This is a genomic window from Nocardia sp. NPDC051570 (genome assembly GCF_044454005.1).
Taxonomy (GTDB): Bacteria; Actinomycetota; Actinomycetes; order Mycobacteriales; family Mycobacteriaceae; genus Nocardia.
In genome coordinates this window covers 272,577-296,803 of sequence record NZ_JBITDI010000011.1, presented here as the reverse complement: position 1 = coordinate 296,803, position 24,227 = coordinate 272,577, and the positions used below count along the sequence as shown (strand labels likewise).

Here is a 24,227-nt window from a genome sequence, read left to right as displayed (position 1 = left end):
ATGCCCGAGGGGCTCAAGACGCTCACCCGCTACACCATCGAGCAGGAGCATCGCCATCCCGGATCCTCGGGGGAGTTCTCGGCGCTGCTGAATGTGGTGGCGACCGCGACGAAGATCATCGCCAATCAGGTGACCCGGGGGCGAATCGTGGGATCGCTCGGGGCGTCCCCGGCGGAGAATCTGCCGCCGACGGTGCATCGGAGGATGGATGCCATCGCCAACGATGTGATGATCGACCAATCGCAGTGGAACGGGCCGCTGGTGGCGTTGCTGTCCGAGCAGATGGACGGCTTTCATCCGGTCCCGGCCGACTATCGGCGCGGTAAGTATCTGCTGGCGTTCGATCCGTTGGACGGCTCCTCCAATATCGACGTGAATCTGCCTGTGGGAACGATTTTCAGTGTGTTGCGCGCGCCGGAGGAGGTCCGCGATCCGTGTGCGGCCGATTTCCTGCAGCCGGGGGTGCGGCAGGTGTGTGCCGGATTCACCCTCTACGGTCCGGCGACGATGCTGGTGCTGACCACCGGCAGCGGCGTGGACGGTTTCACCCTGGATCGGGAGATCGGGGCGTTCGTGTTGACCCATCCGCGGATGCGGATTCCCGAGGACACCTCCGGATTCGCGATCAACGCCGCCAACGAGCGGTTCTGGGAGCGGCCCGTGCGGCGCTATGTGCACGAATGCCTGCAGGGGGTGGAGGGGCCGCGGGGGCGTGATTTCAATATGCGCTGGGTGGCGTCGCTGGTGGCCGATGTGTTCCACATTCTCACCCGCGGTGGGGTGTATCTGTATCCCTATGACACCCGGTATCCGGCGCGGCCGGGCCGGGTGTCGCTGCTGTACGGCGCGAATCCGATCGCGCTGGTCGTCGAGCAGGCCGGGGGCGCGGCCAGTACCGGGCACGAGCGGGTGCTCGAGGTGATGCCCGCCGGGCTGCATCAGCGGGTGCCGTTGATCGTCGGTTCGCGCACCGAGGTCGAGCGGATCGACCGGTATCACCGGATGCCCGAGGAGGGGCCGCGTTTCGATGCCTCGCTGTTCGGGACGCGGTCGCTGTTTCGGCCCGCGCCGCACTGAGTGTCATCGCCGTCGAGTGGAGAACCCATGTCGCTCAAACATCCCGTGGTCGCCATCACCGGCTCGTCGGGGGCCGGGACCACGAGTGTCACCCGCACCTTCGCGGAGATCTTCCGGCGTGAGGGCATCAATGCGGCCATCGTGGAGGGCGATTCGTTCCATCGTTTCGACCGCAACGAGATGAAGCTCGCGATGGCCGAGGCCGAACAGAATCGCAATCTGCACTTCTCCCATTTCGGGCCGGAGGCGAATCTGCTCGGTGAGCTCGAGATGTTGTTCCGCGATTACGGGCAGACCGGGGTGGGGCTGGTGCGCCGTTATCTGCATGACGAGTTCGAGGCCAAACCCTATGGGCTGGCACCGGGGACGTTCACCCCGTGGGAGGAGCTGAGCCCCGGCAGTGATCTGCTGTTCTACGAGGGGTTGCACGGGGCGGCGGTGAACGAGGACGTGGATGTCGCGCGGTACGCGGATCTGCTGGTGGGGGTGGTGCCGATCATCAATCTCGAGTGGATCCAGAAGGTGATCCGGGACAAGACCGAGCGCGGCTACTCGAGTGAGACGGTCATCGACACCATTCTGCGGCGCATGCCCGATTACGTGAACTACATCTGCCCGCAGTTCTCCCGGACCTATGTGAACTTCCAGCGGGTGCCGACCGTGGACACCTCCAATCCGTTCATCGCCCGCTCGATTCCCACCGCGGATGAGAGTTTCGTGGTGATCCGGTTCGCGGATCCGAAGGTGATCGACTTCCCGTATCTGCTGTCGATGCTGCATGATTCGTTCATGTCGCGGCCCAATTGCATCGTGGTGCCGGGCGGGAAGATGGAGCTGGCGATGCAGCTCATCTTCACCCCGTTGATTCTGCGGTTGATGGACAAGCGGCCCAAGCGGCGTGGGTGAGGGTCAGATCCGGTGCTGGTGGCGGGCGATCGCGCGCGCATCGGCCAGCCAGGTGTAGACCGAGACCAGCGCCGAGCCGATGACCGCGGCGAACAGCATGTCGCGCCCGTCGATGACGAGGCTGACCAGGCCGCCGAGGAAGGCGCCCAGGGCGAACGAAAGCCATTGCACCGCATAGCCCGCCCATTCGCGGTGGGTGCCCCCGGCCAGATGCCGTTCGATGCCCTGGGCGAGTTTGACCAGGGTGCCGGTGACGTAGGTGACCGGGATCGCGGTCTCGCCGTTCTTCACGAAGGAGGTGTTGAGCGCGCCCATGCCGAACGCGACGAACAGGATCGGGGTCAGTCCCAGATCCTTGTCGTGCCAGTAGAGGATCGAATCGACCACGGCGGCAACGGTGAAGGCCATCGTCGCCAGCACGGTCGCGCCGTGGGGGTGATTGGTCCACCAGTGCCGCCGGCACAGGGAGGCGACGATGACCCCGGCCAGGAAGCAGACGATGAGTCCGGCCGCGCCCAGGGCCAGGGTGTAGTCACCGAGGAATCCGCCGAGTACGGCGCGTTCGGTATTGCCGGTCATGAAGGTGACGAAGTATCCGGCCGAATGGGTGTAGGCGGCCGCACCGATGAATCCGGCCAACATCAGCAGGGCGGTCGAGAGTCGGGTCTCCAGAGTCCAGAACGGCTCACGGGAGTCGAGGGGGTTCGGAGTCACAGCGACAGGCTAGCAACATATGCACGATCGGGCATGATTGCGGACTGTGGCGGGGCTGAGGGTTTCCTGAGCGGATCGGCGCCCGAGACGCTGCGATGCTATCGGATTGCCGCAGTCGATGCAGGGCTGCGCGGTGCGCCGAGGCCGAGACGAAGACGCGGTGACCACCGACACATCGACGCCACCCCAGCGACCACCTACGATCCCCCGTAGTAGTTTCGTTCGGAAGTGCGGTGCGTATCTGTGGCAGACACACAACACACACAGTGCTGTGTGATCGGCGGGGGACCGGCGGGCATGATGGCGGGACTGCTGTTGGCCCGGGCCGGGATTCGGGTCACCGTGCTCGAGAAGCATCGCGACTTCCTGCGCGATTTCCGCGGTGACACCGTGCACCCGTCGACGCTGCGGCTGCTCGACGAACTCGGGCTGGCCGCGCGATTCGCGGCCCTGCCGCACACCAGGCTCGAGCGCCGCAGTCTGCGGATCGGTGAGAAGACCCTGCTGGCAGCCGATTTCAGTCGCATCCCGGGGCCCTACAACTACATGGCCATGGTGCCGCAGTGGGAGTTCCTGAATCTGCTGGCCCGCGCGGGCGCCGACGAACCGAGTTTCACCCTGCGCCTGGGCACCGAATTCACCGGGCTCACCACCGAATCCGGGCGCGTCACCGGGGTGCGCTGCCGCGGCACCGACGGGGTCGAGCAGGTCGTCTCGGCCGATCTCGTGCTGGCCTGCGACGGTCGTGGTTCGGCGGCCCGCGCGGCGGCGGGGCTGCGGCCCACCGACATGGCTGTGCCGATGGATGTGTGGTGGGTGCGGGTGCCCGTCGCGGCCGATGCCCGCCACACCAGTGCGGTGTCGGGCCGGTTCGAGGCCGGGCGCGCGGCGGTGTGCATGGATCGCGGTGACTACTATCAGACCTCCTTCCTGATTCCCAAGGGCGCCGATGAGCGCCTGCGCACCCATGACATCGGATGGCTGCGCACGCATTTGGCGGAACTGTTCGGCTGGGGGGACGACGTGCTCGCCGCGATCGGCGGCTGGGGTGATGTGAAACTGCTCGAGGTCACGATGGGTCGTCTGGCGCGCTGGCACATTCCGGGTCTGCTCGCCCTGGGTGATGCCGCGCATCCGATGTCGCCGGTCGGCGGGGTCGGGGTGAATCTCGCGATCCAGGACGCGGTGGCCGCCGCACGGCTGCTGGCCGGGCCGCTGCGGCGCGGGCGCCCGGCGACCGCGGATCTGGAGCGGGTACAGCGCCGCCGCACGCTGCCGACGGTGTTCACTCAGCGCATCCAGCAGCGCGAACACGACACGCTGCTGGCACCCGCGCTGGACGGGACGCTGTCGAGAACACCGAGCCATCTGGCGCTCATCGACCGGTTCCCGGTACTGGCCGGGGTGGCCGCCTATCTGGGCGGGGTCGGGATCCGGCCCGAGCGCGCACCGGAGTTCGCCCGGCGCTGAAGGCTTGTGGTCAGGCGGCGAGAATGCTCACCAGCGGGCGGCTCGGCGACCGGTCGTCCGGCCCTGATCGCAATCAGGGCCGGCGCTTCCCATTAGGCTGCGCGGATGCGGACCGAACCGACCGAGCGGCTGATCGATACGGTCGCGTGGGTGCTGATCGAGGGCGGGCGGATCCTTGCCGCGCGGCCGCGCGGCAAGGACGTGTTCTATATTCCCGGCGGTAAACGCGAGGGGGACGAGACCGACCGCCAGACGCTGCTGCGCGAGATCCGCGAGGAGCTGACGGTGGCGCTGATCGCCGAATCCGTCGCTCATGTCGGCACGTACGAGGCCGCGTTGCCCGGTGGTGCGGGGCTGGTGCGGATGGCCTGCTATACCGCCGATCATGTCGGGGTCCTCGCCGCGAGCAGCGAGATCGAGGAGATCGCGTGGTTCGGCTACGCCGATCGCGCGCTGGTGCCGCCGGTGGATCAGGTGTTGTTCGACGATCTGCTCGCGCGCGGGCTGCTCCCGGCCGGGTGAGCTCAGTCCGGCAGTAGTGGCACCGACAGGCCTTCGCCGCGGCCCAGAAGTGCCGCGCGCGTGACGGTTCCGGCGCCGAAGCGGTCGCGCAGGCGGTCGAGGGTGGCGTCCAGGGTCGCGTCGGCGCGTGGTTCGAACGGGAGGGTGAGCTGGACGGTGTCGGCGGTGTCGAGATTGGTCAGTGCCAGGCCGATCAGGGTCAGGCCGCGGTCGTGGATCAGCGGTGTGGCCGCGCGCAGCAGCGCGCGGGCGGTGTCGAGGATGACGGTGCCGCTGGCGGTGGCCTCGGGCAGGGTGTGTGAGCGGGTGGCGCGGCCGAAATCGTCGAAACGCAGGCGCAGCACCACGGTTCGGCAGACGCGGTTCCCCGCGCGCAGCCGATGGCCCAGCCGGTCGGCCAGGCCGTGCAGATACGCGTCGATCTCGGTGTCCGAGCGTGGGCGCCGGCCCAGGGCGCGCTGCGCCCCGATCGATCGGCGGCGGCGACCGGTGTCCACGCGGCGCGGATCGCGCGCCCACGACAGGGCGTACAGGTGCCGGGCGACGCCCGGGCCGAGCAGTGGGCGCAGGCCACCCTCACCCAGTTCTGCCAGCTGACCGATGCGGGTGATGCCGTGCTCACGCAGTGTCCGCGCGGTGAGCGCGCCGACGCCCCACAGCCGTTCCACCGGCAGCGGATGCAGGAACTCCAGTTCCCGATCCGGCGAAACCACCAGCAGCCCTTCGGGTTTGGCGACCGCGGAGGCGACCTTGGCCAGAAACTTGGTGCGCGCCACACCCACCGAGATCGGCAGCCCCGCCCGCTCGCGCACCCGGGTGCGCAGCCGCGCGGCGATCTGGGCGGGATCGCCCGCGATCGCGCGTAATCCGCCGACATCGAGGAAGGCCTCATCGATCGAGATCCCCTCCACCTCGGGCGTGGTGTCACCGAAGATCTCGAACACGTCCCGACTGGCCCGCGCATACGCCGGCATCCGCGGTGACACCACGACCGCATGCGGACACAACCGCAGCGCGTGGCGCGTATTCATCGGCGTGCGAACCCCATACGCCTTGGCCTCGTAGCTGGCCGCCAATACCACCCCGGCCCCCACGATCACGGGCCTGCCCCGCAACGACGGGTCGTCGCGCTGCTCGACCGAGGCGTAGAAGGAGTCCAGATCGGCGTGCAGAATCGACGCCTCGGCCCGCGCGGGGGTGCGCGGCGGGGTGGTGGAGACGGACTGCGACACGAACATATGTTCGCATGGATCGGGGTCTGGTGCGCCAAACTTTGAGAGCCGATAGCAGTGGACGGGTTGGACGGCGCGCTGTCTCGGTTGGATGCGCCGCATGGGCGCACAGCTATACCCAGCGGAAGCAGCGGGGGTGATCCGAGGCGACGACTGCCTCACCCAGCGAGGCCGGTGAGGGTCATCGCTATCAGAGCGCCAAGCCCCTCGAGTAGGAAGCCCGCAAGCACGATCGGGGATGCAATCGAACCTATAAACGGGATGGCGATGGGTGCCACCGCAGACTCGATCAACCCACCCATGTCAAAAACGAGAGAGAGTACTAAGCCAACTCCGAATCCGACTCCCGATAGCATGTCGTTCTCCTTCTGTTCGTCGCTGTCGAGCCATGGTGAGCGGAGCCCGGAACGGTCAGCCGGATGGAGGCTGGACCACCCGGCCGAGACAAACGAAAGAACGTACTCGGACTGACATCAGGTAGTGGTCAACGGGACAGTAGCGCACGCACGCGATTCGAAGCAGAGCATTCGCGACATTCCGCCGAAAACGTACGCTTTCGGGTATCGGCTTCCTCCGCGCAACCATTTCCGGTTCGGCTCGATATCGGAGCGATCGCCACCCGCGGTACCGCGGGCGGCATCCCTACCCCGGTCAACGAAACCCTCACCCACCTGGTCGAACTGACCGAGGCCACCGTCGCGGCTCAGCGAAACCACCCCGCCACGGGTGACGGCTCGTAGCGCCGCAGCCGCACTCACCGTCACCGCGACCACCGCTGACTCCACCCGGAATCGGCTATTGTCCGGACGCGGTACTGAGCCAGCTGACAGGCTGCACCGAGGGGTTTGCCAAGGATGGCGAATAGCGTTGCCGCCATGACACATTCGACACCTTCGGGGTCCCGGTCCGGTTCGGCAGCACACTCACGGGCACGTCGTCGCAAAATCCTGCTGATCGGTACCGCGGGCGGCGTAGTCCTCGCCGCGATGCTGACGGCCTGCGGTTCGTCCGGCAACTCGAGTTCGGCACCGACCTCGTCGGCGGGACCCACCAGTTCCGCGCCGGCGTCGGCCGCGCCCGGCTCGCATCGGGGACACGCGGTATTCGGCACGATCGCCGCCGAGAACGGGAACACCTGGACGATCACCACACGTGAGGGTGGCACCGAGACCGTGACGATCACGTCGTCGACGACCTTCGGCAGCAAGAACCAACCCGAAACCCAATCCCAATTCGCGGTCGGCAATCAGGTGATGATCGACGGTCAGGCATCGGGCACCAGCATCACCGCGACCCGAATCTCACAGCCCCGCAACCATTCCGGCAACCCGGCACCGACCACTACCGGCGCACCGGCGACCAACTGAATCCGGATCGCCACGGCCGGTCGACCCTCGCCCGACCCGCGCCGGCCGATCCGAACAGCGCGGGTCGTGGCATTTCTGGACGTTCCACCGACGCCTGGCGCAGCGCGCACTGTCTGCCGACGACGCGACCGAGTAATACGCGAGGGTTGATGGATGGACCGGTTTCCATGGCCCCTGCCGGGGCCTCGACAGTACGGTACTTCCAGTCGGAAATATGCTATTTTCTGGCTACGGGATTACGTCACGCCCGAAGATACTGTCCGGGCACCGGCTGGAGACCCTGTCGGCGATGTAAGGCGGTGACTCGATGACCGACTTCGAATTCACATTCGGGTCGTGGCGGCGATACCAAGTCGATTACCGCTCCCTGGTCAACAAACTCCACGCGCATTCGCTGCTGGGGCGGGTGAAGTTCATGATCGCCGCGGGCGGTGCGGTCTTCTTCGCGATCACCGTATTGTCGTGGTCGTCCCGGGAAATCGCGCACGGTGCTTTCGGGACGATGGTGTGCGGGATGCTGGCCGCCTTTGCCGGAGTGTGGGCGCTGCGCTGGTGGTTGCTGCCGTGGCCCGGGGAGACCGAGTCGCTGGTCTGGCTGGTGTGCGCCGATATCGCTGTCACCGTCGGCGCGCTGACCGTTCAGGACCGCCTCTACGGGGTGATCGTGACGGTCCTTCTGGTCATCACCAGCGGGTACGGGTGTTTCCATGGGCCGCGGGTGCTGGCTCTGCAGGGCTGTTGGGCGCTGGTCACCGAACTGGCCGCGGTGGTGCTGCTGATGACCGATGGCTCACCGCGGCTCGGTGGTGCGACCGGTATCTACGCACTCGGTCTCGCCATCATTCTGATCATGGGGTCGACGATCGGCGTCGCGTTCGTGACGATGCTGCTGTGTCACTGGCTGTGGTATCTGGACGCGCTGTCGGATCCGTTGACCATGCTGATGAACCGGCGGGGGCTGGACTACTACCTGCGACGGCACTGCGCGGGCACCGGTGAGCGCCCCGGCTCGGTATACGTGGCCACCCTGGATCTGGACCGATTCAAAGCCGTGAACGACACGTTCGGTCACCTCTTCGGCGATACGGCGTTGATGCGGATCGCCGATCGCCTGCGATCGGCGATCGATGCCGATGCCATTGTCGCGCGCACCGGCGGCGAGGAATTCGTGGTGATCGGCAGCGTGCACGAAGAACCGGCACCGGTGATCGCGGAGCGGCTGCGCAGCGCGGTCGAGACCGTGCCGGATCTGCCTGTCACGATCACTGCCAGCGTCGGGGTCGCGGTGTCCGACACGGAACTCGCGGTGAAGCCCTCGACCATACGACACCTGTTGTGCTGTGCCGATTCCGCGATGTATCAAGCCAAACACTCCGGCGGCAACGCCGTCGTGACCGCCGAGACCACCGCGATGGTGATGACCGGCGCCGGTCGCGGTGCGGGATGAGCGAAGTCGATACCGAACCGGCCCCGCTGCCCTCGCCGGTTCCAGCAGTCGGCCACCGGCTCCCAGAAGTACTCGGTGTCGGTGAGACCGTCCAGCCGCGGGCGTCACTGGTGGTGCCCATGCCAATCCAGTTGCTCGGCGAGCTGGGTGGTCCAGTCCAGGTCCATGGGCTCCGACCCTACGACCTCGAGGCGGCCCGGGCTTCGAGGACGGTCGAATCGTCGGCGGGGGCGACCCAGTGGTGGAAGGCCCATACCGCCAGACCCGCCAGCATGAACGTCGCACCGGTCGCCGACACCGCGGCCCAGCCCGCGCAGCGGTACGCCGTCGCACCGGCGGCCGCGCCGACGACACCGCCGAGGGTGTAGCCGGTCATGTACACCGAGGCGACCCGGGAGCGCCCATCACCCGAAACGCCGTACACCACAGTGGCATTGAGCAGATGTGTGCCGCGCACGGCCGCGTCCATGAGCACGATGGCGGCGAGGAGCCAGCCCAGATGGCTACCGCCGATCCCCATCAGCACGAACGCCGCCAGTCCCACCGCGAGCAGCACACCGACGGCGTGGCGCCGCCCGCGGCCGGTGTAGCGGCCGATCATCCGGACCGCGAACACCCCTGCCAGCCCGAGTAGCCCGAACAATCCGATCACCGAATCGCTGTAGTGATACCGCGGTCCGGCCAGCAGGAACGCCACGGTCGCCCAGAACGCGGAGAAGGCCGCGGCGACGCACGCCCCGATCAGCGATCGGCGGGCCAGCATCGGCACCCGCACCGCGAGTAGCGCGGTCTCGCGCAGCTGGTCGCGGTAGCGCATCCGCAGCGGCGGCGGTGTCGAGGCCATGAGCCAGGCCAGCACACCGGCCAGGGTGAGCGTGATCGCGGCCGCGATCAGATACACCGGCCGCCAGCCCGACTGCTGGGCGATCAGCCCGGCGGCGGTGCGCGACACCAGGATTCCGGTCATCCCCGCGCCGAGCATCGTCGCGACGGCCCAGCCGCGGCGCGCCGGGGTCGCCAGATCGGCGGCATACGCCACCAGGACGTTGACCACCCCGGCGCTGGTGACGCCGATCACCGCCCCCGCCGCGAGCAGGATCTCCACCGTGGGTGCGGTGGCGGTGGCCACCGCAGCGGTGGCGTCGGTGCACAACAGGACGCACACCAGCGGGCGGCGGGCGACGAGGTCGCCGAGCGGTACGACCAGCACCAGTCCGAGCACGTACCCGATCTGCCCGCTGGCGGGCAGCATCGCGGTCGCGGATGTCGAGGGGAAGGAGCGAGACATGTTGGGCAGCAGCGGTTGACAGTAGTTGAGATTGGCGATGGTCAGGGCGTAGGCGGCGGCGAGCATTCGGATCATCGGTCGCGGGGTGGGCGGGTCGCGGCGTCGGTCAAGGGTGGTTGCGGACACGTCGACCAGCCTCACGCACCCGAGACATTAAGAGAAGTAACGCAATTCGGCACTGCCCTTAAGATTGGTGAATGCCCGATCCGGGGCAGCTGCGGCTGCTCGCCCTCATCGAACGCCATGGTTCGCTCACCCGGGCCGCGCACGCCCTGGGCCTCACCCCCGCCGCGGTGACAGGTCAGGTCGCCCGCGCGGAGCGGGAATGGAAGGTGCCGTTGGTCTTACGCGGACCGACCGGGGCGACACTCACCGCCGCGGGCGCGGTACTGGCCACCCACGGTCACGCCATCGACCGGCATATGAGCGAGGCCGCGGTGCGCCTGGACGCACTGCTGGGGCATCTGTCACTGCGCCTGCGGGTCGGCGCATTCCACGCCGCGACCCTGCATCTGCTCCCGCACGCGCTGACGGCGCTGCGCCACCGCCATCCCGACGCCGACATCTCGGTGCAGGACGTGGCCTCCGATGACGGTATGGACGAAATCGCTGCGGGCAGGCTCGATCTGGCCGTCATCGCCGGATGGGGCCCGCCCGCCGACCCGCCCCCGCATGTCCGTGTGCATCATTTGCTGGTCGACCCGCTGGTGGTGGTCCTTCCCGATGATCATCGCCTGGCCGCGCCCGCCCTGCGTGAGGTCCCGATGCGCCTCGAGGAGTTGCGTGAGGAATCGTGGGTGACCATCGTCGCCGGTGACGCCGCGCGCGAGCAGTTCGACCGGGCCGCGGCCGGCGCCGGATTCACGCCCACGATCCGTTTCCAGACCGCCTCCTACGATGTCGCGCAAGCCCTGGTCGGCACCGGTATCGGCGTCGCGCTCGTCTCCCGCCTGGCCCTGACCCGGGTGCCCGGCACCGTGCCTCGCCCTCTCGCGCGCCCGCGACTGCACCGCACGGTTCACGCGGTCACCCCGACCGAGACGTCACTGACCCCGCTGGTGGAGGTGTTCCTGGCGCTGCTGGGTGATGTCGCCGACGACATCACCACCACCTGGACCGCCCAGCGGTCCTGAAGAATTCATCGACGACAAGGAATGACCGCCATGACCACTCCGCCCGGCCGCAAGGTCACCTACGCGAAATGGCTGGTCGCCACCGAAGCGGGCGGATCAGTGGTCGAGTATCTCGCGCAGTCGCGCCAGGCTGCCCTTCCAGCCGCGTTCCATGGCATTGCGGGTCATCTTCTGCCGGCGGTCCTCGATGTCGAATCCGGTCTGTGTCAGCAGCAGTCGCGTGCCGCGGCCTTGCGGGCGGACCAGCCAGTCGACGATCCACCGTGCCGGGCGCGCGGCCCGCAGATCGACCCAACTGTAGGTCAGCCGTTCGCGCGGCAGGGCCGCGAGCACCTCGCAGGCGATCTCGGTCGGTGGCTGGGTGTGGACTTCGAACAGGAAATGCGTCCCCACCGACGCGGCGAACCCGGTCGGTCGCATCAACCACCGTTCGAGCAGGTCCGGTTCGGTCAACGCACCCCATACCGCCTCGGGAGACTGCGGGAAGAAGCTCCCGATCTCGACCGCCGCGGGATTCAACTCCGCATCCGATATCACGGCCCCACCGCCCCTACCAGTTCCGCCATGTCAGACAGCATTCCACGCCGACCGGCCGCAGCGGGTGAACCCGGCAGACTACGGATATGACCATGATCGTGATCCCGTCACCGACCGTGACCTGACCGCCGTCGCCGGGCCGCGCCGGCACCGCCCTCACCCTCAGCCGAGCGATCATCACCCGGTCCTACCACCCGATGCGGGTCGGGTCAGACGGTGAAGATCCGGTCGGCGGGGTCGAGCGGGTCGACGACGGCGGCGATCCGCGCGCACAGCTGCCAGGGGCGTTCGGTGTCGGTGGTGGCCTTGCCGCTGGTCAGGATCGCGCCCGCGAGGCCGCGGGCCGGATCGGCCCACCCGTATTGGGTGGTCAATCCGCTACGGCCGAAATGGGTTTCGGTGTGGCGCCCGAATTTCGAGCGACGGGCGCCGAGTTCGAATCCGGCGACGCTGACCCGTCCGGCCAGGCCCGGCATCCGCGGCGCCGGACCGATCGCGGCCCGCAACGCCTCGGGCCCGATGATCCGCACTCCGTCCAGTTCCCCACCGCGGGTGAGGATTTCATAGAACCGCGACAGCTCCCACGCCGTGGTGACCAGGTTCCCCGAGGGCAGTTCCGCGGTGAGGAAGGCCCGCGTCGCCTCCGGCGACATCGCCCCGCCCATGCCGCCGCCGAGTGCCTTGCGCGCGAGATGGCGCCACATGCGTGACGGGCCGGGGCCGACTCGCACACCGGTCACGACCTCGTCGACATCCTCGGGCGCGACGCCGAAGGTGGTCCACCGAAATCCCAGCGGCCGCAGCACTCGGTCCCGAAGATGCTCGCCCATCCGCCGGCCGGTGGCGCGTTGTACGAGCAGGCGTTGGATCAGGCCGCCGGTCAGGGCGTGATAGACGCGCAGCCGGCCCGGTCGCCAGCTGGGCACCAGATCGGTCAGTGCGCGCACCGCGAGCTCCTCGTCGACCACCACGTCGAAGCCTCGATACGGTGGGGTGAGGAAGGGGATGCCCGCCGAATGCGACAGCACCTCACCGATGGTGATCGCGGCCTTGCCGTGTGCGGCGAATTCCGGAATGTATCGGCAGACAGGATCATTCAGCGCGAAGACGCCGTCCTCGACGAGCATGGCGATCAGCGTCGCCGAGACGCCCTTGGCGGTGGAGAATCCGCAGAACGGTGTCCGCGTGGTGACGAGCGTCTTCGCGGTGTCGGGGTGCTCGCCGGGGGCGTTGCCGCGACTGTGTCCGATCGCCCGGTCGAGCACGATCTTCCCGTTGCGGCGCAGGCATACCTGAATCGCGGGTGTGGTTCCCATGCGGTACCACTCGCGCACCGATTCCCAGATCGACTCGATCGCGTCGCGTCCCAGACCGGCCTCGGCCGGATCGTCCTCGGGCCCGATGTCGGTCACCGAGTCGAGGTCTTCGGTGATCGGCACCCACGTGCCGGTATCCACAGTCACCGGCCCATGATAGGAGTTCAGGGGCGTCTCGGTCGGTGTGGGAGCTGGTCGAGCAGCCGCGCGAGTTGTCGGGGCGCATTCGCCCATCGCCCATCGATCCTCAGGCGCCGGTTCGCAGCCTCGCGCCCGGTCCGGTGCCGTCGATGTCGGTGAAGCCGTATCGGGTCGCGAGTTCGGCGGTGGTGTGTTTTCCGCCCGATCGTTGCAGCAGGTCGGGGTCCGATGCCAGGGCGGTGACGGCGCGGCCGACGAATCGCGGGGATTCGGCGTGGGTGATATCGAAGGTGCCCTCGCCGGGGATGTCGACGACGGTGCGGCCGTCGGCGGTCGCGCGGGCGGCGGTGGCGAGGAGTTCGGTGTGGACCAGGCCCGGCCAGATCGAGACGACCGCGATGCCGTGCGGGCGAAGTTCCACGGCCATATCGGCGGTCATCTTGTCCAGTGCGGCCTTGCCCACGCCGTACATCACGTTGTGGCCGTAGGACTGTGCGCCCGAGGAGGAGATGTTGACGATCACCGGCCCGGGCCGGTCGGTCTTGAACAGCAGTGGCGCCGCGTACAGGCCGGCGACGTAATGGGAGCGCAGGCCGATCGCGAGGACCTCGTCGAAGACGTGAATCGGCAGTTCCCAGAACGGTTTATGCAGCCATTGGGCCAGATCCGGGGCGGAGAACACGTTGTTCACCAGGATGTCGAGGGATCCGTGGTCGGCGTCGATCCGAGTGAACAGCGCCGCGACCTGTTCGTCGTCGTGGTGATCGCAGGCCACCGCGATCCCGGTGCCGCCGAGCGCGGTGAGCTGCGCCGCGGTCTCGGTGATGGTGCCGGGCAGCGGTCCGGCGGTGACGGTGCGCCCGGTGAGGTACACCGTGGCGCCCGCGGCACCGAGTTCCAGGGCGATGCCTTTGCCCACGCCTCTGCTCGCGCCGGTGACGACGGCGACCTTTCCCGACAACGGCAGCGACATCGTTTTCCTCCGGCGCGAACTCTAGGGATCAGTAGTGGCCACGATTATGCCTCGACGGCGCAATCACGGTGCGCTCGAACCGATTACGGCTTGTATCCGACGGCGGCGAAGTTACCCGGGCGCGCCGGGTCGCTGGGGTCCACCGGTTCGTCGGGTCGCCAGTCCGCGGCGTAGACCAGGCCGGGTTCGACGAGTGTGAGGCCGTCGAACAGTGCCGCGATGTCGTCGCGGTCGCGCATGGTGAGGGGATCGGAGGTGTCGGTGTACATCTCGGAGATCTCGGCGGCCAGCCGTGTCAGGTCGTCGCCGACCTCCGACATCGAGGCGTGGCTCATGGCCACGAAGCTGCCCGCGGGCAGCCGCCCGCGCAGGCGCGCCATCAGGTCGGCCGGGTGGTCGGAGTCGGGGATGAACGGCCAGACGCTGACGATCAGAAGGCCCAGCGGCGCACCGAAGTCGATGAGCCGACCGGTGTCGGGGTGGTCGAGGATGAAGTCGGGATCGCGCAGGTCGGCCTCGATCACCGCGACGGTGTCGGTGACCCCTTGGTGGCGCAGCAGCTCATCGGAGCGGTTGACCGCCTCGAGGTCGTTGTCGACGTACACCACCCGGGCATCGGGTGCGCCCAGGCGGGCGATCTCGTGGGTGTTGCCGACCGTCGGCAGGCCCGATCCGATGTCGAGGAACTGCCGGATCCCGTGGGCGACCATGAATCTCACCGCGCGCCGCAGGAACTTGCGGTTGTGGTGTGCCCAGGCGTCGGCGTAGGGGAACAGCTGGAACAGGTGCTCGGCGAAGATCTTGTCGACTCCGAACACTGCCTCGCCGGACAGGTAGTAGTGGTACAGGCGCGCGGCCGACGGGCGGCTGGCGTCGATGTCACGGGGTTCGAAGTCGGGGGCGTTCATCCCGGGGGCTCCTCGGTGGTGCGGCAGGTCGACGGTCTCGCATCGAGTGGTCGGGGTGAAGCGTTGGCGGCCAACCGATTCGCGGTGTCCTCTGCGCGCCCCACACGCAGAGGCTAACCGTCCCCGCGACGAAATGCTTTGTGAGCAACCGGCTTCGACTACTCGATGCCACCGGTCCGTGAACTCTGTTCTTGCTCAGCGCATTCAGCGGGCCGCGTACAGGGCGTGGTCGAGTTGTTCTCCGATCTGCTCCGGTGCGGTGTGCAGGGCGTCGAGAATCCGTGGGCCCGAACCGGTGTCGAGGAGCAGAGTCGGGTAGGCCCGCACGCCCAGATCCCGGGCGCGGGCGAATTCGGTGTGGGCCCGGCGGCGGTGGCGGGGATCGGTGAGCGCGGCCGCGGCGGCGTCACCGTCGAGACGGTGGCGTTCGGCGATGCCACGATAGGTGTCCGGATCGGACAGGCTGCGGGCGTCGTGGTAGAAGGCATAGCTCAGCTGGGAGGCGAAGTCCAGGGCCCTGTCCGGGGCCAGGGCGCGCAGCCCGGACAGGCCGATCGCGGCATCCTCGGAATCCATCACGAAGTCGCCGTCCTCGAGCAGGTGCAGGAATGCCGGGCCGAAGACCGCGCCGGTGAGTGCGGTGACGCGATGGCGTGCGGTGGGGATGTGGCGCAGTTCGCGGATCGGGACGCGGGCCGCGCCGGTGAACAGGCCCCCGGAGATCACCTCCACCCGCACGTGCGGTCGATCGGTGAGGGCGCGGCGTAGCCACGGGGTGAATCCGTAGCACCAGCCGCAGTAGGCGTCGTAGGCGTAGATCAGCCGCGCGGTGGGTGTCGCCATGGTCGTGGCCTTTCGGAAAGTGGTGGTGCGCCACCGGGTTCAGTGCGCGGCGACCTGCAGGGTCAGCTGCAGCAGTTCCTCGACGTGGTAGATCTCGGTGATCTTGCCGTCGACGACGCGGACGAGGTCGGTGCCGTTGAATGCCACGGGTTTGCCGCTGGCGGTGAGCTCGAATGCGTCGCCGGTGTGGGTAGCGGTCATCCGCCAGTGGTTGACCACCCAGCCGCCGGTCAGCTCCTGCTGGAACAGGATTCGGTGCTCGGTGCCGGTGAAGCCGTCGCGCACCTGCTCGACCAGAAAGCGCATGCCCTCGACCGCGCCGGCCGCCCCGGGTACCGGATTGTGATCGACGAGGTCGGCGGCGAAGACCTCGTCGACTCCGGCGATATCACCGGTGTCGTAGAGCTGGTAGTTGCGGCTGGCCACGCGCAGTGCGGTGGTCTCGGCGGTGCGCACCATCTCGTGGGACGTCTGGCTCATGTCACGTTCTCCTGGGGTTTGCTGGCGGGTGATTCACCGCTATAGTTCCCTGAGGGAATCAGTTACTTCAAATGAACTATTGGAGTGGGGATGAGTGAGGTCGATCACCTGTTGCCGGAATGCCCGATCGCGCGGTTCCTGGTGGTGCTGGACGGTCCGTGGGCGACGCTGATCGTGCGGGAGCTGCTCGCCGGGCCGACCCGGTTCTCCCGGTTGCGATCCGCGCTGCCGGGAATCAGTCCCAAGACACTGTCGTCGCGGTTGCAGCGTTTCCAGGAGACCGGGCTGGTGACCCGCACCGCCTACGCCGAGGTGCCCCCGCGCGTGGAATACGAACTCACCCCGGCGGGCCGGCGCCTGGATGTGGTGCTGGCCGCGATGGCCGCATGGGCCGAGCGCGATCTTCCCCGCACGGTAGCCGATTCCCTGACGATCGCTGGTGCGCCGATCATGCAGTGAACCAGCCGGATCGACTTCGCGGGTGGCCAGTTCGGCGGCGGCGCAGAAGAATTGCGACGACATGGCGGTCGGCTACTGATCCCTCACGGCTGCGAGGCGCCGCCGTCGACGGGCAGTTCCGCACCGGTGGCCTCGGCGGCCTCGGGCCGGGGGTAGTCGGAATAGAATCCCGCACCGGATTTCTCGCCGAGTTTGCCGCTATCGATGTAGCGGCGCAACAACTGTCGCGGGGCGCTGGACAGATTCGGGTTCCCGGCGGCGTAGTGCGCTTCGGTGTCGTAGACGGTATCCAGGCCGGCGGTGTCCATGGCGCGAAACGGTGCGACCGTCGCGGCGAGGTTGTGGCGCAACAGGTCGTCGATATCGGCGGGGGTGGCGATGCCCTCGGCGACGATGTCGAGTGCTTCGCGGGTGATCGCGGCCCAGATCCGATCGACGACGAAGCCCATGCTTTCCCGGCGCACCAGAAACGGGTGCAGGCCGTAGGCGGGGAGCGCGGCCATCAGGAAATCCAGGACGCGCTGGGAGGTGTCACCGCAGGACATCACTTCGACGGTGGCACTGTGCGCGGGTGCGGTGAAATGGATGTTGAGCATGCGTCCGGTGCTCGACAGGCCCGCCACGATCGCGCGGCTGGCGTAGGCGGAGTCGGTCGCGAGGATCGTGTCGGGCGCGCTCACCGACTCCAGTCGCGCGAACAGTGCCTGTTTGCGTTCGAGCCGTTCGGGAATCGACTCGACGACCAGCCACGCGCCGTCGGTGGCCTCGGTCAGCTCGGCGGTGAATTCGACGCGGCCGCGCGGCGATTCCGGATGCGCGGTAGCGAATTCGACGGCCTCGGCGCCGTGGTGGGCGTCGATGTCGTGGATGCGGACCAGACCGCCGTGGGTGGCGAACATCATCGCGATCGCGCGGCCGCGCTCACCGGCGCCGATCACCGCGACCGGCCGCTCGGGGTAATCGGCGGGCACATTCACTACGACTCCCTTCGACCGCGAACCCGACCATCCGGTTCGGACTCTACGGCCAGCCCGGCGCGGCGGCAGGGACCCACACCTCACTGAAACAGGTTTCCGCCGCCTACTGCGGGATCGGCCCAGTTCAACAGTCCCGTTCATCGAACCCTTGGCTTGAATATGAAACGTGTTCTAGTGTTGTGGGCATGCGTACCGAGCTCTGCGAACGACTGGGGATCGACGTGGCGATCTTCGCCTTCACCCACTGCCGCGATGTGGCCGCCGCGGTCAGCAACGCCGGCGGGCTCGGCGTGCTGGGCGCGGTCGGATTCACCGCCGACCAGCTCGAGGTCGAACTGGCCTGGCTCGATGACCACGTGCACGGCGTCTACGGCGTGGATCTGGTCATCCCCTCCACCTACGAGGGTCAAGCCCTCGAGGGCTTGACCCCGCAGGAGCTGGAAACCGAACTGGCCACACTGGTTCCCCAAGGCCACCGCGATTTCGCCGAGAAGATCCTCGCCGACCACGGCGTCCCGCCCCTGCCCGCCGACGAGCACCACCATCAACTGCTGGGCTGGACCGCCACCACCGCCGCCCCGCAACTCGAGGTGATCCTGCGCCACCCCAAAGCGAAACTGGTCGCCAACGCACTGGGCACCCCACCGGAGGATGTCATCAAGCAGGTGCAGGACTCCGGGCGGCTGATCGGGGCGCTGTGCGGATCGGTCAAACACGCGCTCAACCACCAGCGCGCGGGACTGGATTTCGTTGTCTGCCAAGGCACCGAGGGCGGCGGACACTGCGGGGAGATCTCCTCGATGGTGCTGTGGCCGCAGGTCATCGACGCGGTCGGTGACCTGCCGGTACTGGCCGCGGGCGGCATCGGCAACGGAGCCCAGATCGCGGCGGCCCTGGCGATGGGCGCGGCGGGCGCGTGGACGGGCTCGATCTGGTTGACCGTCGAGGAGGCGAATGTGCCCGCGGCACAACGCCAAACCTATATCGACGCCTCCAGTCACGACACCGTGCGCTCGCGGTCGTGGACCGGTAAACCGTGCCGGATGCTGCGCAACGACTGGACCGACGCGTGGGAGCGCGCCGAGACCCCCGATCCGCTGCCGATGCCGCTGCAGATGATGGTCGCACTCGACGGTGTCAAACGCGGCCACCGCTATCCCGAGGCCGCCCGCGACGTCAACTTCAACCCGGTCGGCCAGGTGGTGGGCATGATGACCAGGGTGGAACGCACCGCCGAGGTCATGCGGCGACTGATCGAGGACTACCTGAGCGCATGTGAGCGACTCAACAAACTCAACAACGCCTGAGGCGAAACCCGGTGCCGCACAGTAGCATCGGGGCCGTGACGATCGCGCGGCTGGGACTGATCACGCTCGACTGTGCCGACCACGACGAACTCGCCTCGTTCTGGGCGCGGCTGCTGGGCGGTGAGATCGCTTATCGCGCCGACACTGTCGCGGTAGTGCGTTCCGAACGCGGAGTCCTCGCCGCGGTCGCGGTGCCCGGCTATCGCCCGCCGACATGGCCGAACGGGCCGACACCCAGCCACATTCACCTCGATCTCGTGGTGGACGATCTCGATTCCGGCGAGCGGGAGGCACTCGGGCTGGGTGCCCGGCGCGCGGCCACGCAGCCGGACCCGGATCGGTGGCGGGTGCTGCTGGATCCGGCGGGGCATCCGTTCTGCCTGACCACCCATATCCCGTTGTTCCCGCTGGGTGTACTCACGCCGTGAGGACGGGGGAATTCGGGGCGGCGCCGATCCTTTCACCGTCGGTAGGGTGTCGATCCGTGACCAGGACTGCGCAGCGGGTGCTCAGGTATGCGGGCTATGGACTCCTAGCGTTGCCCGCGAGCGTCAGCGGCGTACTGCGCGCGTGGGCCGAACGCCGATTGCTCGCGCGAGAACCGTTGGCACGGCGGGCCGGGGCGGCCGCGCACGCGCTGCATGTGCTGCTGTCGGTGACGCTCGGGCTTCTCGCATGGTTTCTGGCGTTCCTGATCGGTCTCGCGGCGGTGCGCGGGATCTTCTATCCGCTGATCGCCGACGGCAACCTCGAAGGGTCCTGGGGCGGGCCGAGTCCGGGCGGGGCGTGGGCGGTGCACGCCGCGCTGGGAGTGCTGGTGGCCCCGCCGATCGGAGTGGGGATCATCGCGGCACTGGGGATGCTGCAGTCGCGGCTCGCACGCCAGGGCGCGTGGTGGCCGGTGCCGGTGGCCGGGGTGGTGACCGTCGCGGGTGCGCTGTTGTTCCTCTCGTGGCTGCATCAGGTGTAACCGCAAGCACGACACTCCGGGTGCGCCGGTGAGATCGGCGACAGTGGCGGCCCACGGTGTGACTCCGGCAACTGAAGGCATTGTCCCGCTTGCCGATTGCCAGCACCGGTTGCCAATGTGGTTGCCCAAGATGAGAAGTGCATATCGCCGCCCCAGAATTGTTCTGCCGGTCAGCGTCGCGGCCCTGCTGCTGGCGCTCGTGATCTCCGTCGCGGTCATCGCCTCGCGATCGGGCCCCGAGAAGACCGGTCCGGATCCCGGGTCCACGCCAGGCACGGGTACCGCGCACTCCGCGCAGGAGATCTCGGATCTGCTCGCGACACTCGTTGTCGCGCCGGAGATCCCGATGACCGGATACAGCCGCGAGAAGTTCCCGCACTGGGACACCGACACCCCCGGACACGGATTCGGTGCGCAATTCGCGCAATACAGCACATGCTCCACCCGCGATGTCATGATGCTGCGCGACGCGCAGGGCCCGGTGACACTCGATCCCAAGACCTGCGATCTGACCGTCGGCACGGGCGGGGGATGGCGCGATCAGTACGGGGTCATCGACCGCAAGACCGGCACGCTCGCGCCCTACAAGTTCATCACCGAACCCCGGGGCGTGGACGCCGAACACATCGTCGCACTCGCCGAGGCCTGGCGCTCGGGCGCGGCGACCCGCGACGAGAACACCCGCCGCGATATCGCCAACGACGCGGTCAATCTCGTAGCATCGGACCCGTCGGCCAATCGGTCCAAAGGCGACCAGGACGTCGCGAACTATCTGCCGCCCGGCGCGTTCCGGTGCACCTATGTGGCCCACTACATCACGATCAAAGTAAAGTACGCGTTGAATGTGGATCCGGCCGAGCAGACCGCGTTACGCGCCGCAGTCACCGACTGCGCCCGTCGAGGAGGCTTCTGATCATCGATATCGCCGAGATCGCCGCCAAGGTCGCCGTCATGACCGAACAAGAGGGCACCCTCTCCGGGGATCTCGACGTCGCCGTGGACTCCGACGGCACCGCACTGGTCCGCTACCGCGCCACCGACACCTGGTACACCATCGGCAATCTCGACGGCACCCCGCCACTGCGCTGGCCGGCGGCCGCGGACCTGGCCGCGGCCGTCGAATCGGTGGCCGCGACCCGCGACACCGCGGGCAACACCACCGTATTCGAGACCTGACGGCAAGATCGGTGGCATGGATTCACAGAAACACCGCATGCTCGCCGGAGAGCCCTACCGCGACAACGATCCCGAACTCGTCGCCGAACGCCGCGCCTGCGGGGAGCTGCTCGACCAGTTCAACGCCACCCGCGCCGGCGAGGACGAACTGCGGCGCGCGCTGCTCGAGAAGCTGCTCGGCGGTATCGGGCCCGGATCCTGGATCATGCCGCGATTCCAATGCGATTACGGTCACCTGATCCGGTTGGGCGCCAACAGTTTCCTCAACTACGACGCCATCGTCATGGATTGCGCGCCGGTCGTCATCGGCGACGATGTGTCCATCGGGCCCCGCGCCCAGCTGCTGACCGCACTGCATCCGATCGACGATCACGAACTGCGGCGCGAGCGCTTCGAGACCGCGGCACCGATCCATATCGGCGACAACGCGTGGCTGGGCGGCGGGGTCATCGTCTGCCCGGGGGTGAGCATCGGCGCGAATACCGTGGTGGGCGCGGGCAGTGTGGTGACCCGGGACCTGCCCGAGCGGGTATTCGCGGCAGGTAATCCAGCTCGGGTGATCCGGGCGCTGTAGCGCCGGTCAGGCGAGGTGTTCGGCGCGGGTCTTCAGCGCCGCGGTCATGCCCGCGAAACCCGAATGCAGGGCCGCGCCCATCGGACCGGTCACCACCGCGCGCAGCCAGCCGCCGAGTTCGAAATGGGAGGTGTAGCGGGTGCCGGTCGCGCCCAGGGGGGCCACGGTGTGCGAACGCAGACTGTGCAGGGCGCCCAGGGGGACCGGTTTCATGGCGTAGCTGAATTCCACACCGGGGGTGCAGGATCGGATCCATTCGCGCTGGGCGCGTTCGCGGGGGCCGAGGTGGACCCGCATATCGATGGGGGAGCCGGGGTCCAGGGTGGTCGTGCATTCGGAGACGAACGGATTCCATTCGCCGTAGGTGTCGAAGTCGGTCAGCACCTTCCACACCACCTCGGCGGACGCCGCGATCTCCACGCTGTCATCGATCACAAAAGCCATGGCCGGAACAATAACTGAAACTCGTTTCATGATGCTGGCGGGAGGGCCAGGTTGATCAGCAGCCGGGCCGCCTTGGACACGCGGGTGTTGTCGCCGGTGACCAGGCGGTCCTGCAGCAGGCCGCGGATACCCGAGATCAGCAGGGTCGCGGTGGTTTTCGGGTCGCGCACATCGGGGTCGAGCGCACCGATGACCTCGGTGAGGGCGTCGACGAGGACATGCACGGCCTCGGCGGCGTAGGCGCCGTAGGGACTGCCGGGCACCGAGGCGACACCGAGCACCTGGAACAGCACGCGGGTGCTGGTGGCCCAATCGCTGGTGTTGTTCACCACGAACGATTCGATCAGCCGCCGGCGCAGCGTATCGAGATCGGGGACATCGGCGAACAGGCCCGCGATATCGGGTCGCTGGGTCTCGAGCGCGGACACCAGCATCTGCTCCTTGGTGCCGAAGTAGTGGATCAGCATGCGCGAGCTCGTGCCCAGATAGTCGGCCAGCGGGCGCAGGGACAGTTCGGTCAGTCCGTATTCGCCGATGTAGGCGATCACTCCGGACAGCAGTTCGGCTCGGCGAGCCTGGTCGAGAGGTCTGGGCACGGGGTTGACTGTAGCGGCCGCTACAGGTATTCATTGACCGCATGAGTGTAACGACTGCTTCACTTACGCCTGGCCGACGCGCAGTCGTCGTCACGGGCATGACCACCACCACCGCCCTCGCGCCGGACCTCGACGCCACCTGGACCGCCCTGCTGCGCGGCGACAGCGGAATCGGCCCGCTGACCGATGATTTCGTCGCCGAATACGACCTCCCGGTGCGCATCGGCGGCAAGTTGACCCAGCGGCCCGGCGACCATCTGACCCGCATCGAGCAGCGCCGCCACTCCTATGTGCAGCAGATGGCGCTGGTGCTGGGCCGGCAGGTGTGGGACGAGGCGGGCAAACCCGATGTCGACGGCGAACGACTCGCCGTGGCCGTGGGCACCGGACTCGGCGGCGGCGAGTCGCTGGTCGCCGCGGTCGACGCCATGCGCGCGGGCGGCTACCGCAAGGTGGCGCCGCTGACCGTGCCGATGGTGATGCCCAACGGCTCCGCCGCGCGAGTCGGCCTCGAATTCGGCGCCAAGGCAGGCGTCTACGCACCGACCTCGGCCTGCTCCTCGGGCGCCGAAGCCCTCGCTCACGCGTGGCGGCTGATCGCGACCGGCGAGGCGGATGTGGTGATCGCCGGCGGCGTGGAGGGCTATATCGAGGCGGTACCGATCGCCAGTTTCGCGATGATGCGCGCCATGAGCACCCGCAACGACGAACCCGCCCGCGCCTCACGGCCTTTCGACCGCGATCGCGACGGCTTCGTCTTCGGCGAGGCCGGCGCGATGCTGGTGCTCGAATCCGAGGAGTTCGCCACCGCGCGCCGCGCGCGGATCCTCGGGCGCGTGCTGGGCGCGGGCATCACCTCCGACGGCTACCACATCACCGGCACCGAACCCGAGGGTGCGGGCGCGGCGCGGGCCATGCGCAAGGCGATCTCGGCGGCGGGACTGTCCGGCGCCGATATCGATCACGTCAACGCGCATGCGACCTCCACCCCCGTCGGGGACGCCTCCGAGGCCAATGCCATTGCCGCGGTGGCCAAGGACGCCTCGGTGTACGCGCCCAAGGGCGCACTCGGCCATTCCATCGGCGCGGTCGGCGCGCTCGAGGCGATCCTGACCCTGCGCACCCTCGCCGAGCAGATCGTGCCGCCCACACTGAATTTCGAGAATCCGGACGCGGGCGTGGACCTGGATATCGTGCACGGGCAGGCGCGGCGGCAGACGATGTCGTACGCGCTGAGCAACTCCTTCGGATTCGGCGGGCACAACGTGACACTCGCGTTCGGGCGGGCGTGATCGTTTACTCCCCAGGTTGTCCGGCGAATGTGGAATTGAGGTTGTTCACGCTTATCCACCGAAAGCTGTGGATGAGGA

27 protein-coding genes are annotated in these 24,227 nt (G+C 68.0%); 15 read left to right on the top strand and 12 right to left on the bottom strand.

The annotated features are described in order from the left end of the window. A complete protein-coding gene (locus ACIA76_RS27605) occupies positions 1-1,077 on the top strand; it encodes a class 1 fructose-bisphosphatase (RefSeq protein ID WP_397155584.1) in 1,077 nt (358 codons plus the stop codon). Positions 1,078-1,104: 27 nt separating this feature from the next. Beyond that, a complete protein-coding gene (locus ACIA76_RS27600; protein ID WP_397155583.1) occupies positions 1,105-1,983 on the top strand; it encodes a phosphoribulokinase in 879 nt (292 codons plus the stop codon). 3 nt (positions 1,984-1,986) lie between these two features. Here the strand turns inward: ACIA76_RS27600 and ACIA76_RS27595 are convergent, their stop codons facing one another. Continuing rightward, positions 1,987-2,697, bottom strand: a complete 711-nt coding sequence (locus ACIA76_RS27595) for a YoaK family protein (RefSeq protein WP_397155582.1) — start codon at positions 2,695-2,697, stop codon at positions 1,987-1,989. A gap of 243 nt (positions 2,698-2,940) precedes the next feature. Between ACIA76_RS27595 and ACIA76_RS27590 the strand changes: the two genes are divergently transcribed. Beyond that, complete coding sequence (locus tag ACIA76_RS27590; protein ID WP_397155580.1) at positions 2,941-4,167, top strand: FAD-dependent oxidoreductase; 1,227 nt, start codon at positions 2,941-2,943, stop codon at positions 4,165-4,167. A gap of 105 nt (positions 4,168-4,272) precedes the next feature. Then, positions 4,273-4,689: an NUDIX domain-containing protein gene (locus ACIA76_RS27585; RefSeq protein ID WP_397155578.1), complete on the top strand. Its 417-nt coding sequence runs from the start codon at positions 4,273-4,275 to the stop codon at positions 4,687-4,689. A 2-nt stretch (positions 4,690-4,691) separates the two neighbouring features. Here ACIA76_RS27585 and dinB read toward each other — a convergent pair whose 3' ends face one another. Then, on the bottom strand, positions 4,692-5,927 hold the full coding sequence (gene dinB / locus ACIA76_RS27580; RefSeq protein ID WP_397155576.1) for a DNA polymerase IV: 1,236 nt from the start codon (positions 5,925-5,927) through the stop codon (positions 4,692-4,694). A gap of 869 nt (positions 5,928-6,796) precedes the next feature. Between dinB and ACIA76_RS27575 the strand changes: the two genes are divergently transcribed. Next, the gene (locus ACIA76_RS27575; RefSeq protein WP_397155574.1) at positions 6,797-7,288 is read left to right on the top strand and encodes a DUF5666 domain-containing protein; all 492 of its coding nucleotides are present in this window, start codon (positions 6,797-6,799) and stop codon (positions 7,286-7,288) included. A gap of 307 nt (positions 7,289-7,595) precedes the next feature. Next, positions 7,596-8,735, top strand: coding sequence for a GGDEF domain-containing protein (locus ACIA76_RS27570; RefSeq protein ID WP_397155572.1), 1,140 nt, complete (start codon positions 7,596-7,598; stop codon positions 8,733-8,735). A 178-nt stretch (positions 8,736-8,913) separates the two neighbouring features. On the opposite strand, the gene ACIA76_RS27565 is transcribed toward ACIA76_RS27570, so the two are convergent. Further along, on the bottom strand, positions 8,914-10,149 hold the full coding sequence (locus ACIA76_RS27565; RefSeq protein ID WP_397155570.1) for an MFS transporter: 1,236 nt from the start codon (positions 10,147-10,149) through the stop codon (positions 8,914-8,916). 71 nt (positions 10,150-10,220) lie between these two features. On the opposite strand from ACIA76_RS27565, the gene ACIA76_RS27560 reads away from it, so the two are divergent. After that, positions 10,221-11,156, top strand: coding sequence for a LysR family transcriptional regulator (locus ACIA76_RS27560; RefSeq protein ID WP_397155568.1), 936 nt, complete (start codon positions 10,221-10,223; stop codon positions 11,154-11,156). Positions 11,157-11,252: 96 nt separating this feature from the next. Here ACIA76_RS27560 and ACIA76_RS27555 read toward each other — a convergent pair whose 3' ends face one another. The 6 genes from ACIA76_RS27555 to ACIA76_RS27530 all read right to left on the bottom strand — a co-directional run bounded on the left by ACIA76_RS27555 (position 11,253) and on the right by ACIA76_RS27530 (position 16,354). Continuing rightward, the gene (locus ACIA76_RS27555; RefSeq protein ID WP_397155566.1) at positions 11,253-11,693 is read right to left on the bottom strand and encodes an SRPBCC domain-containing protein; all 441 of its coding nucleotides are present in this window, start codon (positions 11,691-11,693) and stop codon (positions 11,253-11,255) included. A 209-nt stretch (positions 11,694-11,902) separates the two neighbouring features. After that, positions 11,903-13,156, bottom strand: coding sequence for a serine hydrolase domain-containing protein (locus ACIA76_RS27550; RefSeq protein WP_397155564.1), 1,254 nt, complete (start codon positions 13,154-13,156; stop codon positions 11,903-11,905). Positions 13,157-13,256: 100 nt separating this feature from the next. Next, on the bottom strand, positions 13,257-14,123 hold the full coding sequence (locus ACIA76_RS27545) for an SDR family NAD(P)-dependent oxidoreductase (protein ID WP_397155562.1): 867 nt from the start codon (positions 14,121-14,123) through the stop codon (positions 13,257-13,259). Positions 14,124-14,206: 83 nt separating this feature from the next. Beyond that, positions 14,207-15,031, bottom strand: coding sequence for an SAM-dependent methyltransferase (locus tag ACIA76_RS27540; RefSeq protein WP_397155560.1), 825 nt, complete (start codon positions 15,029-15,031; stop codon positions 14,207-14,209). Positions 15,032-15,235: 204 nt separating this feature from the next. Beyond that, positions 15,236-15,874, bottom strand: a complete 639-nt coding sequence (locus ACIA76_RS27535; RefSeq protein WP_397155558.1) for a DsbA family protein — start codon at positions 15,872-15,874, stop codon at positions 15,236-15,238. Positions 15,875-15,913: 39 nt separating this feature from the next. Beyond that, complete coding sequence (locus ACIA76_RS27530) at positions 15,914-16,354, bottom strand: ester cyclase (protein ID WP_397155556.1); 441 nt, start codon at positions 16,352-16,354, stop codon at positions 15,914-15,916. Positions 16,355-16,444: 90 nt separating this feature from the next. On the opposite strand from ACIA76_RS27530, the gene ACIA76_RS27525 reads away from it, so the two are divergent. Continuing rightward, entirely contained in the window at positions 16,445-16,813 is a 369-nt protein-coding gene (locus ACIA76_RS27525) for a winged helix-turn-helix transcriptional regulator (protein ID WP_397155554.1), read from the top strand. Positions 16,814-16,896: 83 nt separating this feature from the next. Here ACIA76_RS27525 and ACIA76_RS27520 read toward each other — a convergent pair whose 3' ends face one another. Continuing rightward, positions 16,897-17,790, bottom strand: coding sequence for a 3-hydroxyacyl-CoA dehydrogenase family protein (locus ACIA76_RS27520; protein WP_397155552.1), 894 nt, complete (start codon positions 17,788-17,790; stop codon positions 16,897-16,899). 185 nt (positions 17,791-17,975) lie between these two features. Here ACIA76_RS27520 and ACIA76_RS27515 point away from each other — a divergent pair, with 185 nt between their 5' ends. The 6 genes from ACIA76_RS27515 (at position 17,976) to ACIA76_RS27490 (ending at position 21,817) form a co-directional block, all read left to right on the top strand. Further along, complete coding sequence (locus ACIA76_RS27515) at positions 17,976-19,097, top strand: NAD(P)H-dependent flavin oxidoreductase (RefSeq protein WP_397155550.1); 1,122 nt, start codon at positions 17,976-17,978, stop codon at positions 19,095-19,097. 35 nt (positions 19,098-19,132) lie between these two features. Further along, positions 19,133-19,525 (top strand): VOC family protein, encoded by a 393-nt coding sequence (locus ACIA76_RS27510; protein ID WP_397155548.1) that lies wholly within the window; start codon positions 19,133-19,135, stop codon positions 19,523-19,525. A 56-nt stretch (positions 19,526-19,581) separates the two neighbouring features. After that, entirely contained in the window at positions 19,582-20,067 is a 486-nt protein-coding gene (locus ACIA76_RS27505) for a hypothetical protein (RefSeq protein ID WP_397155546.1), read from the top strand. Positions 20,068-20,197: 130 nt separating this feature from the next. Then, entirely contained in the window at positions 20,198-20,980 is a 783-nt protein-coding gene (locus tag ACIA76_RS27500) for an HNH endonuclease family protein (protein ID WP_397155544.1), read from the top strand. A gap of 38 nt (positions 20,981-21,018) precedes the next feature. Continuing rightward, a complete protein-coding gene (locus tag ACIA76_RS27495) occupies positions 21,019-21,243 on the top strand; it encodes a hypothetical protein (RefSeq protein WP_397155542.1) in 225 nt (74 codons plus the stop codon). Positions 21,244-21,259: 16 nt separating this feature from the next. Next, on the top strand, positions 21,260-21,817 hold the full coding sequence (locus ACIA76_RS27490) for a sugar O-acetyltransferase (RefSeq protein WP_397155540.1): 558 nt from the start codon (positions 21,260-21,262) through the stop codon (positions 21,815-21,817). Between the two features lie 6 nt (positions 21,818-21,823). On the opposite strand, the gene ACIA76_RS27485 is transcribed toward ACIA76_RS27490, so the two are convergent. Together ACIA76_RS27485 and ACIA76_RS27480 are read right to left on the bottom strand one after the other, a co-directional pair. After that, positions 21,824-22,261, bottom strand: coding sequence for an SRPBCC family protein (locus ACIA76_RS27485; RefSeq protein WP_397155538.1), 438 nt, complete (start codon positions 22,259-22,261; stop codon positions 21,824-21,826). Positions 22,262-22,287: 26 nt separating this feature from the next. After that, positions 22,288-22,857 carry a TetR/AcrR family transcriptional regulator gene (locus ACIA76_RS27480; protein WP_397155536.1) on the bottom strand — a complete coding sequence of 190 codons (570 nt, stop codon included), beginning with the start codon at positions 22,855-22,857 and terminating at the stop codon, positions 22,288-22,290. Between the two features lie 41 nt (positions 22,858-22,898). On the opposite strand from ACIA76_RS27480, the gene ACIA76_RS27475 reads away from it, so the two are divergent. Then, positions 22,899-24,149: a KasA/KasB family beta-ketoacyl-ACP synthase gene (locus ACIA76_RS27475; RefSeq protein ID WP_397155534.1), complete on the top strand. Its 1,251-nt coding sequence runs from the start codon at positions 22,899-22,901 to the stop codon at positions 24,147-24,149. Positions 24,150-24,227 lie beyond the last annotated feature (78 nt).